Origin of the sequence: Streptomyces sp. NPDC052701 (assembly GCF_040678355.1) — a bacterium.
Lineage (GTDB): Bacteria > Actinomycetota > Actinomycetes > Streptomycetales > Streptomycetaceae > Streptomyces.
This window is the reverse complement of sequence record NZ_JBFATO010000004.1, coordinates 203,176-215,323: the sequence shown is the minus strand read 5'-3', so window position 1 is coordinate 215,323 and position 12,148 is coordinate 203,176. Positions and strand designations below refer to the sequence as shown.

The window sequence follows — 12,148 nt, the reverse complement described above, 5'->3', positions numbered from 1 at the left end:
GTCCCGTGCGTACGCTCTGCTCCTCGACCCTGATCGGCGAGTTCTTCATCATCGGCTTCGCCGGACTGGTGGCGATGAAGGACCCGGACCTGTCCATGAGCACGGTGTGGACGGTGTGCGGCATCGCGATGTTCCTGTCGGTGGTGCTGTGCGGTGTGGTCACCCGGCCCGGCGGGGTGGCCCTCGGCTGGGCCCTGCAGATCGCGCTGATCGCCTCCGGCGTCGTCGTCCCGATGATGTTCGTCCTGGGGGCGATCTTCGCGGCGCTGTGGTGGGCGTCGGTGCACTTCGGGAGGAAGGTGGACGAGGCGAAGGCCAGATTCGCCGCCCAGGCGGACCAGCCTGACGCTGCGTGACAGGGGCCGGGACACGCCCGGTAATCTCGTCCTGCCGCACAACCTTTGAATCCAAGGAGCCCCGCCGTGAGCCAGCGCACCCTCGTCCTCCTCAAGCCCGACGCCGTCCGTCGCGGCCTGACCGGCGAGATCATCAGCCGCATCGAGCGCAAGGCCGGCTGGCAGATCACCGCGCTGGAGCTGCGCACCCTGGACCAGGACACGCTGGAGCAGCACTACGGCGAGCACAAGGGCAAGCCCTTCTATGAGCCGCTCGTCCAGTTCATGTCCTCCGGCCCGGTCGTGGCGATGATCGTGGAGGGCGAGCGGGTCGTCGAGGGGGTGCGCCGGCTGGCCGGCCCGACCGACCCGATCGCCGCGCCCCCCGGTTCCGTCCGCGGCGACTACGGCGTGATCGTCCGCGAGAACCTGATCCACGCCTCCGACTCGGAGGAGTCGGCGGAGCGCGAGATCAAGATCTTCTTTCCCGGCCGCGCCTAGTTCCGGGCCGTACGGCGGGTCCGGGGACACGGCAGCGCACGTCCCCGGACTTCCTGGCATATGCCGTGGCGATCGAGGGAACGAGTGTCCCCGAACGCCCGTCTCCAGAAGCGGACGCGTGCGGCATCTGATGACAATGGCCAGGACCCTCCCGCAGTGTTCGCGAAGGCGCGTCTACGATGGAAGCCTTCACGTCACAGCACCCACCTCGCCGACCTGAAAAGCCCTCAAAAGCTTGCGGGTAGGCCAGACGAATCCTGATGGGGAACTCAATGTCGTTCATCGGCCGTGACATGGCTGTCGACCTCGGGACCGCCAACACGCTGGTGTACGTCAGGGGTCGCGGGATCGTACTCAACGAGCCGTCCGTCGTCGCGATCAACACCAACACCGGCGGCATCCTCGCGGTCGGCGCCGAAGCGAAGAAGATGATCGGGCGCACGCCCGGCAACATCGTTGCCGTGCGTCCGCTGAAGGACGGCGTCATCGCCGACTTCGAGATCACCGAGCGGATGCTCCGCTACTTCATCCTGAAGATCCACAAGCGGAGGTACCTGGCCCGTCCGCGGGTCGTCGTCTGTGTGCCCTCGGGCATCACCGGCGTCGAGCGCCGCGCCGTCATCGAGGCGTCGTCCCAGGCCGGCGCCCGCCAGGTGCACATCATCGAGGAGCCCATGGCGGCGGCCATCGGCTCCGGCCTGCCGGTCCACGAGGCCACGGGCAACATGGTGGTCGACATCGGCGGCGGCACCACGGAGGTCGCGGTCATCTCCCTCGGCGGCATCGTCACCGCCCAGTCCATCCGCGTGGCGGGCGACGAACTGGACAACGCGATCATCCAGCACATCAAGAAGGAGTACTCCCTCCTGCTGGGTGAGCGGACGGCCGAACAGATCAAGATCACGATCGGTTCGGCGTACGACCTCGACACCGACGAGCACACCGAAATCCGCGGCCGGGACCTCGTCTCCGGACTGCCGAAGACCGTCGTCATCTCCGCCGCCGAGGTGCGCAAGGCGATCGAGGAGCCCGTCAACGCCATCGTCGACGCCGTCAAGACGACCCTCGACAAGTGCCCGCCGGAGCTGTCCGGCGACATCATGGACAGGGGCATCGTTCTGACCGGCGGCGGAGCGCTGCTGCGCGGGCTCGACGAACGGCTGCGGCGCGAGACCGGCATGCCGATCCACATCGCGGAGGACCCGCTGGACAGCGTGGCGCTCGGCTCCGGCAAGTGCGTCGAGGAGTTCGAGGCGCTCCAGCAGGTGCTGGACGCCCAGCCGCGCAGATGACGCATCCCTTCGCCTCCGCCGTACGGGACGATCTCCTCCCGTACGGCGGATCGTTGACCTGGAGGCACAGGCTCCGCCCGACGGGCTTCGCGCTCCGCGTCCTCCCGGCCCCCCTTAGCTGAACATTTCGACACCTCATACCCGTTCTCGACGAGGAAGGCACGGCCGCCGCACGTGAGGGACACACGAGAGAGCCGGCTGCTCCTGGTGCTGCTGATCGCCATCGCGTTCGCGCTGATCACGGTGGACATCCGCGGTGGGGAGGACTCACCGGTCGACGGTGCCCGGCGGGCCGCGGCCTCGGTGTTCGGGCCGATCGAGAACGGGGTGTCCAGCGCGGTCGACCCGGTCGGCAACGCCGTCTCCGCGATCCGCGACTCCGGCGAGCGGCACGACCGGCTGGCCCGGCTGGAGAGGGAGAACGCGGCTCTGAAGGCCAGGCTCGGCAGCGACGACCGCAGCCGCAGCCGCCTCAAGCAGCTCGACAAGATGCTGAAGGTCGCCGGCGAGGGCCGGTACGGCATCAAGGGCGCCGAGGTCATCGCCATAGGAGCGGCGCAGGGCTTCTCCTGGACCATCACCATCGACGTCGGCGCCAACGACGGCATCAAGCGCGACATGACCGTCCTCAACGGCGACGGGCTGGTGGGCCGCGTGACGACCGTCGGGCCCGACACCGCGACCGTGCTGCTCGCCAGCGACCCCGACTTCACCGTCGGCACCCGGATGGAGGGCAGCGACGAACTCGGCTTCGCCTCCGGGCAGGGCGACCGCCCGCTGCGCGTCGAACTCCTCAACGGCAAGGCCGAGGTGAAGAAGGGCGACCGGCTCGTCACCTTCGGTTCGCAGGCCGACCGGCCGTTCGTGCCCGGCGTGCCCGTCGGCGTCGTCTCCCGCGTCGACCCCTCCGGCGGCGACCTGACCCGCACCCTGTACGTCACGCCGTACGTCAGTTTCACCCGGCTCGACATCGTCGGCGTCGTCGTCCAGGCCCCGGAGAAGGACCCGCGCGACACGGTGCTGCCGAAGAAGCCCCAGCCGGCCCCCAGGCCCACCGTGACGGTGACCGTGACCCCGGGCGCCCAAGACCCCGAGGCACCCGCCGACGGACCGTCCCAGCCCGCCGACGGCCAGTCCCCCCAAGAGCAGTAGGAGCTGTCAGCCCATGCGCGTCAACCGGATCCTGCTCTCCTCGTCCCTGGTCGTCGTCGCCCTGGTGATCCAGGTGTGCGTCCTGGCCCGCCTGCACCTGCCGGGGGCCGTGCCCGACCTGCTGCTGCTCACCGTCCTCGGCCTCGCGCTGGTGTACGGGCACGTCGGCGGCGCCCTCGTCGGCTTCGGCGCCGGCCTGCTCGCCGACTTCGCCCCGCCCGCCGACCACGCGGCCGGCCGCTACGCGCTGGTGCTGTGCGTCATCGGCTACCTCGCGGGCCTGGCGAAACCCGAGAACGGCCAGCTGAAGTCGGCCACCGGCCCCATGGTCGTGGTGGTCGCCGCCGCCGTCGGCTCGACCCTGCTGTACGCCGGGGTCGGCGCCCTCGTCGGCGACACCGCCGCCCGCCACGTCGGCCTCGGCGGCCTGCTGTTCACGGCCGCCCTGTACGACCTGCTGCTCGCCCCGTTCGTCGTGCCGGGCATCATGGCGCTGGCCCGGCGCGCCGAGAACGACCCGCTCGCGGAGACCACCTCCGCCAAGACCACCGACATCTCCTCCGGCTGGCTCGCCGGCGGCACGGGACTCAGGATCGGCGGCCAGCGCAACGGCCTGCGGGTGAAGGCGGCCCGGGCGCGGGGAGCGCGCGCCGGGCGCATCAAGGGGGTCAAGCGGCTGTGACCGCAGGAAAGTTCACCGGAACGGGTGAGGGCGGGAGGAACCCCGCACCGCGAGCCGGCCGTTCCCCACTCGTCCGCACGAACACATCGTCCGCACCCGCACACCTGTACGCGCACTGAGAGGGGGAGGCAGTCGCAGTGACCAACATTCCCGAGACCGGGCGCAGTCCACGGGTCCAGATCCGGCTCGTCGTCATCCAGATCCTCGTCCTCTCCCTCCTGGGCACCCTCGCCGGACGCCTGTGGTACCTGCAGATCCGCGAGGGCGAGGCCTACGCGAAGGAGGCCTCCGGCAACCACGTCCAGCAGGTCGTCCAGCCCGCCGTCCGTGGCTCGATCCTGGACGCGCGCGGAGTGGCCCTCGCCGACAACGAGACCCGCCTCGTCGTCTCCGCCTCCCGCACCGACCTGCTGAAGATGAAGGACGACGGCAAGGCCGTCCTCACCAAGCTCGCCGGCGTCCTGGGCATGACCCCCGAGGAGGTCATGGAGAAGGTCCGGCTGTGCGACGCCAAGACGCCCCAGCCGTGCTGGAACGGCTCGCCCTACCAGCCGATCCCCATCACCGACGAGGCCACCCCCAAGCAGGCCCTGCAGATCCGTGAACGCGCCGAGGACTTCCCCGGCATCACCGCCGAACCGCAGGCCGTGCGCCGCTACCCGAGCCCAGGCAAGGCCAACACCGCCCAGGTCCTCGGCTACCTGTCGCCCGTCACCGACGAGGAGATCCAGCAGGCCAAGGACACCGACTCGCCCTACCTGCGCTCCGACCAGGTCGGCCGGTCCGGCCTGGAACGCCAGTACGACAAGCGGCTGCGCGGCAAGGCCGGCGTCACCCGCTACGAGGTCGACAACCTCGGCCGGGTCATCGGCCAGGCGGAGGCCGACCCCGCCCGGCCCGGCGACAACCTCGTCACCAGCATCGACGCCCGCGTCCAGCGGATCGCCGAGTACGAGCTGAACGAGGCGATGAAGAAGGCCCGCCTGGAGCACGACCGCAACACCGGCACGAACTACAAGGCCGACTCCGGCGCCGTCGTCGTCATGGAGGCCAGGACCGGGCGGGTCGTCGCCATGGCGTCCAACCCGACGTACGACCCGAACGCCTGGGTCGGCGGCATCTCCGCCAAGGACTACGCCAGGCTCACCGGCAAGAAGTCCAACTACCCGCTGCTCAACCGCGCCATCCAGGGCCAGTCGGCGCCCGGCTCGATCTTCAAGGTCATCCCGACGGCCGCCGCCGTCAACGCCGGCTACTCCTTCGACGGCCCCTACAACTGCTCCAGCTCGTACTCCATCGGCGGCCAGGTCTTCAAGAACTTCGAGTCGCAGAACCACGGCCCGATCAGCCTCGGCCGGGCCCTGGAGGTCTCCTGCGACACCGTCTTCTACCGCCTCTCCCACGAGGAGTGGAAGCGCGACGGCGGCACCAAGCCGAAGAAGAACGCCAAGGACTGGTTCTACAAGACCGCCCACCAGTTCGGCCTCGGCAAGGAGACCGGCATCGACCTGCCCAACGAGGTCACCGGCCGCGTCCCCGACCGCCAGTGGAAGCAGAACTACTGGAAGGCCAACAAGGACGCCTGGTGCAGGACCGGCAAGAAGGACGGCGACTACGCCCAGCGCATCGCCTACGAGAACTGCCTCGAGGGCAACCGCCTGCGCGCCGGTGACTCCGTCAACTACTCCATCGGCCAGGGCGACACCCTCGTCACCCCCATCCAGATGGCCACCATCTACGCGGCCATCTCCAACGGCGGCACCCTCTACACCCCCACCGTCGGCAAGGCCGTCATCAGCGCCGACGGCAAGCACGTCACGCCGATCAAGCCGACGCCGCACGGCAAGCTGCCGATGACGCAGAAGACGCGCGACGAGATAGACGAAGCCCTCGCGGGAGTCGCCACCCGCGGTACGGCCGCCTGGCGGTTCGGCGGCTGGCCGCAGGACAAGATCCCGATGCACGCCAAGACGGGTACGGCCGAGGTCTACGGCAAGCAGACCACCTCGTGGTTCGCCACGTACACCAAGGACTACGCGATCGTCATGACGATCTCCCAGGGCGGTACCGGCTCCGGCGCCTCGGGCCCGGCCGTCCGCAACATCTACAACGCGCTGTACGGCGTCTCCCCGGACGGCGAGATCGACAAGAAGAAGGCCCTGCTGCCCACCCCCCAGAAGACCCTGCCCAAGGTCAGGACGGACGGCACCATCACCGCCCCGAAGATCTCCAAGGACCCGGCCAAGGACCAGCAGGCCACCAAGAAGGACGAGAACGCCCCGGGCGACCCGCAGCAGCCGGCGACGGCGGCCCCGCCGACCCCGGAGAACCGCGACACCCGCAGGCGACGGCGCGGGCGGGGAAGCCGGAGGCCGACGACATGACCGGCGGCGTGAACAGCTTCCAGGTCTCCGGGTACGGCCCCGAGCGCTCCGGCTGGACGCGGGTCTTCGCCCGCGACGCGGTGGCCCGCAGGCTCGACTGGCCGATCCTGCTGTCGGCGACGGCCCTGTCGCTGCTCGGCTCGCTCCTGGTCTACTCGGCGACCCGCAACCGCACCGAGCTCAACCAGGGCGACCCGTACTACTTCCTGGTCCGGCACCTGCTGAACACCGGCATCGGACTCGCCCTGATGATCGGCACGGTCTGGCTCGGCCACCGCACCCTGCGCACCGCCGTACCGATCCTCTACGGCCTCTCGGTCCTCTTGATCCTGCTGGTGCTCACCCCGCTCGGCTCCACCATCAACGGCGCCCACTCGTGGATCCAGATCGGGGGCGGCTTCTCGCTCCAGCCCTCGGAGTTCGTGAAGGTCACGATCATCCTGGGCATGGCGATGCTGCTGGCGGCCCGGGTCGACGCGGGCGACAAGCAGTACCCCGACCACCGCACCGTCCTGCAGGCCCTCGGCCTGGCGGTCGTGCCCATGCTGATCGTGATGCTCATGCCCGACCTCGGCTCGGTCATGGTCATGGTGGTCATCGTCCTCGGCGTGCTGCTCGCCTCCGGCGCCTCCAACCGGTGGGTGTTCGGCCTGATCGGCGCCGGCCTGATCGGCGCGATCACCGTCTGGCAGCTCGGCGTGCTCGACGAGTACCAGATCAACCGCTTCGCCGCCTTCGCCAACCCCGAGCTGGACCCCGCGGGCGTCGGCTACAACACCAACCAGGCCCGCATCGCCATCGGTTCCGGCGGCCTGACCGGGGCCGGGCTGTTCCACGGCTCGCAGACCACCGGCCAGTTCGTGCCCGAGCAGCAGACCGACTTCGTCTTCACGGTCGCGGGCGAGGAACTGGGCTTCGTCGGCGGCGGACTGATCATCCTCCTGCTCGGCGTCCTGCTGTGGCGGGCCTGCAGCATCGCCCGGGACACGACCGACCTGTACGGCACGATCGTCGCCGCCGGCATCGTCGCCTGGTTCGCCTTCCAGACGTTCGAGAACATCGGCATGACGCTCGGCATCATGCCGGTCACCGGCCTGCCGCTGCCGTTCGTGTCCTACGGCGGTTCGTCGATGTTCGCGGTGTGGATAGCGGTCGGACTGCTGCAGTCGATCAGGGTGCAGCGGCCGCTGTCGGCGTGAGCGCGGGGCCGGGCACGGCCCCGCGCCGCCCGTCCCCGTACCGCCCGCGTCCGGCCCGCGGCGGACACCGGACACGGGCGTACGGACGGGGGCGCGCCGGTGAGGCGTACGGGGGACCTCTTCGGCCGCGTTAGGCTAGATGGTCACCCGCCCCCAGCATCCGGCCGGGGGGACCCCAGCCAGCACACGAAGGTTCCGCGAGATGCCTGCCGAAGCCGCCGAGTCTGTGTTCCCACAGCTCGAAGCTCTGCTCCCGCATGTGCAGAAGCCGATCCAGTACGTCGGCGGAGAGCTCAACTCCACGGTCAAGGACTGGAACTCCTGTGACGTGCGCTGGGCCCTGATGTACCCCGACGCCTACGAGGTCGGACTGCCCAACCAGGGCGTCATGATCCTCTACGAGGTCCTCAACGAGCAGGAGGGCGTCCTCGCCGAGCGCACCTACAGCGTCTGGCCGGACCTGGAGGCGCTGATGCGGGAGCACGGCGTCCCCCAGTTCACGGTGGACAGCCACCGCCCGGTCAAGGCCTTCGACGTGCTGGGCCTGAGCTTCTCCACCGAGCTCGGCTACACCAACATGCTGACGGCCCTGGACCTCGCGGGCATCCCGCTGGAGGCCCGGGACCGCACGGTCGACGACCCGATCGTCATGGCCGGCGGCCACGCCGCGTTCAACCCCGAGCCGATCGCGGACTTCATCGACTGCGCGGTCATCGGCGACGGCGAGCAGGCGGTCCTGGAGGTCACGGCGATCATCCGCGCCTGGAAGGCGGAGGGCCGCCCCGGCGGCCGCGAGGAACTCCTGCTCCGCCTGGCCAAGACGGGCGGGGTGTACGTCCCCGGCTTCTACGACGTCGAGTACCTCCCGGACGGCCGCATCGCCCGTGTCGTCCCCAACCGCTCCGGCGTCCCGTGGCGCGTGTCGAAGCACACGGTGATGGACCTGGACGAGTGGCCCTACCCCAAGCAGCCGCTGGTCCCGCTCGCCGAGACGGTCCACGAGCGCATGTCGGTGGAGATCTTCCGCGGCTGCACCCGCGGCTGCCGCTTCTGCCAGGCCGGCATGATCACCCGCCCGGTGCGCGAGCGCTCGATCACCGGCATCGGCGAGATGGTCGACAAGGGCCTCAAGGCGACCGGCTTCGAAGAGGTCGGCCTGCTGTCCCTCTCCTCCGCGGACCACTCGGAGATCGGAGACATCGCCAAGGGCCTGGCGGACCGCTACGAGGACGACAAGATCGGCCTGTCGCTCCCCTCCACCCGCGTCGACGCCTTCAACATCGACCTGGCCAACGAGCTGACGAGGAACGGCCGCCGCTCCGGCCTGACCTTCGCCCCCGAGGGCGGCTCCGAGCGCATCCGCAAGGTCATCAACAAGATGGTCTCGGAAGAGGACCTGATCCGTACGGTCGCCACCGCCTACGGCAACGGCTGGCGCCAGGTGAAGCTGTACTTCATGTGCGGCCTGCCGACGGAGACCGACGAGGACGTCCTCCAGATCGCCGACATGGCGACCCGCGTGATCCAGAAGGGCCGCGAGGTCTCCGGCTCGAACGACATCCGCTGCACGGTCTCGATCGGCGGTTTCGTCCCCAAGCCGCACACCCCGTTCCAGTGGGCGCCGCAGCTGTCCGCCGAGGAGACCGACGCCCGGCTGGCCAAGCTCCGCGACAAGATCCGCGCCGACAAGAAGTACGGCCGCTCCATCGGCTTCCGCTACCACGACGGCAAGCCCGGCATCGTCGAGGGCCTGCTCTCGCGCGGCGACCGCCGGATCGGCGCGGTCATCCGGGCCGTCTACGAGGACGGCGGCCGCTTCGACGGCTGGCGCGAGCACTTCTCCTACGACCGCTGGATGCAGTGCGCCGACAAGGCGCTCGCGCCCTACGGCGTCGACGTCGACTGGTACACCACCCGCGAGCGCACCTACGAGGAGGTCCTGCCCTGGGACCACCTCGACTCCGGCCTCGACAAGGACTGGCTCTGGGAGGACTGGCAGGACGCCCTCGACGAGACGGAGGTCGAGGACTGCCGGTGGACGCCGTGCTTCGACTGCGGGGTCTGTCCTCAGATGGACACCCACATCCAGATCGGCCCGACGGGCAAGAAGCTGCTGCCGCTGACGGTGAAGAACGCGGCGCCGGCGCCGAGCGGTCACACGCACTGAGGTGAGCGAGTCGCCCGACCGGGCGTGAGCGGGGCCCTGGCGGGGTGAGCGGGGGCGAGGTGGCCGCCGCCGGGGCCTCGAGCCGTCGGCAGCCGGCGCGGCAGACCGGACCTCGTACCTCTCCACCGGGCCCCCGAGGAGCCTCGGACATCCACCCGGAGCCGGAGTGGGCCCGAGACCCTCCGGCGGCTGTGGGAGCCCTCTTCGACGCGGAGGGGGCTCAGCGGCGTCCGCGGGGTCTGGAGCAGCTCGTCCGGGACCACGGCGTCGAAGCGGAGCGAAGTCCGCCGTACGCGCGCGGGTCCTGACCGAAAGGTGAGGTCCGGTGCCCGCGGTGCGGGATCCGCGCGGGGCACCGGTGCGTCCATGCCGGTATGGACCTGTACAAGCCCGCCGCCGAGCCCCTCCCTCGGTCCCGACCGCCCGCACCGCCGGCGCGCCAGGCGTCGCCCGAGGGACGTCTGGCCGTCGCGATCCGCGTCCCGGTGCGGATCGTGGTCCTCGTGCTGGTGGTGCCGGTGCGGATGGGGTGGGACGCGCTCGTGTTCGGGGGGCGGGTGCTGAACGACGCGGTGCTCGGGCCGCTGGGGCGGGCACTGCCGCGGCTCGGGCGGGCGCTCTTCGTCCGGCCGTCCGTGGGCCTGTGGCGCTACGTCGTCGTGCCCGTCGGCAGGGCACTCGCCCGGCTCGGGAACGTGCTGGTCGTCGTGCCCCTCGTCCGGGTCCACCGGTATGTGCTGACGCCGCTGGGGCATGCCCTGGCGTGGGCCGGGCGGGGTGTCGGGAGCGCGTCGGCGTGGGTGTACGCGCGTGTGCTCACGCCGGCCGGGCACGGGGCGCTGTGGGTGCTGAAGGGGCTGGGCGCCGTGCTCGCGGCGGTCGGCACGGGTGTGTCCACGGCCGTGGCCCGGCTTCTGCGGTACCTCGTCGTCGTGCCCGCGGTGTGGCTGTACCAGTGGGTTCTCGCGCCGGCCGGGCGGGCCGCGGTGTGGTGCGCGAGGGGGCTCCTGTGGCTGGTGGGCACGATCGTCACCGGTGTCGGTGGCGCCCTGTACTGGATCGCCCGGGTCCTGTTCGTGCTGCCCGCGCTCGCCGTCCGGCGCCGGGTCCTCGCACCCGTCGGCCGTGTCCTCGCCGTGATCGGCCGGGAGGTCTGGGACGCCCTCGGGCACGCCTGGCGGATCGCGGGGCACGTCTCGCTCGCCGTCGGGAGGTTCCTCGCGACCCTCTTCCGGTGGGTTCTCGTGGAACCGGCGCGGTGGGTCCACCGCAGTGTGCTGGCCCCGGCGGGGCGCTTCATCGGGGACACGGTCCTGCGGCCCGCCGCCGAGGCCGCGCGCGGTGCGGGGCGGGCCGCCCGGCAGGCCCTGGCCTCCGCCCGGGAATCGGCGCGGAGGGCGCGCGCCGACGTTAGGCGGCTGCTGTCCGGGGAACCGCGAGAACCACGGCTCGTGAGCCGGCGGGAACCCACCGGCCGCGAGACACGTACTCTTGGTAGCAGTACGACCGCTCTCACGAAGGACTAGGACACTGGGCAAGCGACAGCCCGAAGGCCCGCCGCCCGCACCCGCGGTGCAGCGCATTCGACTGCGCTACACCAAGCGCGGCCGCCTCCGGTTCACCAGCCACCGTGACTTCCAGCGCGCCTTCGAGCGTGCGCTGCGCCGTGCCGAGGTGCCGATGGCCTACTCGGCGGGGTTCACACCGCACCCGAAGGTGTCGTACGCCAATGCCGCACCCACCGGCACGGGCAGTGAGGCGGAGTATCTGGAGATCGCGCTCACCGAGCCGCGTGACCCGGAGCAGTTGCGTGTCCTCCTCGACGAGTCGCTGCCCGCCGGGCTCGACGTCATCGAGGCGGTCGAGGCCCGGACCCCGGGGCTCGCCGACCGGCTGACGGCCTCCGTCTGGGAGCTGCGGCTGGACGGCGTGGACCCGGCACAGGCCCGGAGCGCGGTGCGGGCCTTCAACGCGGCCGAGACGGTCGAGGTGCAGCGTCTGACCAAGAACGGCGTGCGCACCTTCGACGCCCGGTCCGCCGTCGTGGGCCTGGAAAGCCTCGACAGCGCGGAAACGCACAGTTCGCGGGCTGATAGGCCGACCGACCAGCCCTGTGCGATACTGCGGCTGGTTGTTCGGCACGTGACGCCTGCCGTACGACCCGACGACGTCCTGTCCGGTCTCAGCGCCGTGGCCGACCTGGCGCCGCCGGTCCCCGCAGCGGTGACCAGGCTGGCGCAGGGGCTGTTCGATGAAGAGACCGGCACGGTGACCGACCCGCTCGCGCCCGACCGCGAGGCAGCAGCGACCGAGCCGCACACGGCCGGCGCCACTGCCGCCGCGACGGCGCCGGCGTAAGGAAGGTCCCGCGTAGGACGGGCGCCGTAGCGCCGCCCTCGACCTCGGGAGCCACCTGGGTCGGGCAGCGCACCGACC

The 12,148-nt window shown here is 70.8% G+C and carries 10 protein-coding genes; all 10 read left to right on the top strand.

The genetic code is table 11. The annotated features are described in order from the left end of the window. Positions 1 to 5 precede the first annotated feature (5 nt). Entirely contained in the window at positions 6 to 356 is a 351-nt protein-coding gene (locus AB0L29_RS07750; RefSeq protein ID WP_365824429.1) for a DUF4233 domain-containing protein, read from the top strand. 66 nt (positions 357 to 422) lie between these two features. Further along, positions 423 to 836, top strand: coding sequence for a nucleoside-diphosphate kinase (gene ndk / locus AB0L29_RS07745; protein WP_365824427.1), 414 nt, complete (start codon positions 423 to 425; stop codon positions 834 to 836). A gap of 272 nt (positions 837 to 1,108) precedes the next feature. Beyond that, positions 1,109 to 2,128, top strand: a complete 1,020-nt coding sequence (locus AB0L29_RS07740) for a rod shape-determining protein (RefSeq protein ID WP_006133575.1) — start codon at positions 1,109 to 1,111, stop codon at positions 2,126 to 2,128. 174 nt (positions 2,129 to 2,302) lie between these two features. Further along, positions 2,303 to 3,280 (top strand): rod shape-determining protein MreC, encoded by a 978-nt coding sequence (gene mreC, locus AB0L29_RS07735; protein ID WP_365824425.1) that lies wholly within the window; start codon positions 2,303 to 2,305, stop codon positions 3,278 to 3,280. A 13-nt stretch (positions 3,281 to 3,293) separates the two neighbouring features. Continuing rightward, a complete protein-coding gene (mreD, locus tag AB0L29_RS07730) occupies positions 3,294 to 3,962 on the top strand; it encodes a rod shape-determining protein MreD (protein ID WP_365824423.1) in 669 nt (222 codons plus the stop codon). A gap of 137 nt (positions 3,963 to 4,099) precedes the next feature. Further along, entirely contained in the window at positions 4,100 to 6,346 is a 2,247-nt protein-coding gene (gene mrdA, locus AB0L29_RS07725) for a penicillin-binding protein 2 (protein WP_365824421.1), read from the top strand. Then, a complete protein-coding gene (gene rodA / locus AB0L29_RS07720) occupies positions 6,343 to 7,545 on the top strand; it encodes a rod shape-determining protein RodA (RefSeq protein ID WP_365824419.1) in 1,203 nt (400 codons plus the stop codon). Before mrdA ends, rodA begins: the two co-directional genes overlap by 4 nt. 202 nt (positions 7,546 to 7,747) lie before the next feature. Further along, positions 7,748 to 9,712, top strand: a complete 1,965-nt coding sequence (locus AB0L29_RS07715) for a TIGR03960 family B12-binding radical SAM protein (protein ID WP_365824417.1) — start codon at positions 7,748 to 7,750, stop codon at positions 9,710 to 9,712. 374 nt (positions 9,713 to 10,086) lie between these two features. Further along, on the top strand, positions 10,087 to 11,238 hold the full coding sequence (locus AB0L29_RS07710) for a hypothetical protein (RefSeq protein ID WP_365824415.1): 1,152 nt from the start codon (positions 10,087 to 10,089) through the stop codon (positions 11,236 to 11,238). Positions 11,239 to 11,284: 46 nt separating this feature from the next. Further along, positions 11,285 to 12,070, top strand: a complete 786-nt coding sequence (locus AB0L29_RS07705; protein WP_365824414.1) for a TIGR03936 family radical SAM-associated protein — start codon at positions 11,285 to 11,287, stop codon at positions 12,068 to 12,070. Positions 12,071 to 12,148 lie beyond the last annotated feature (78 nt).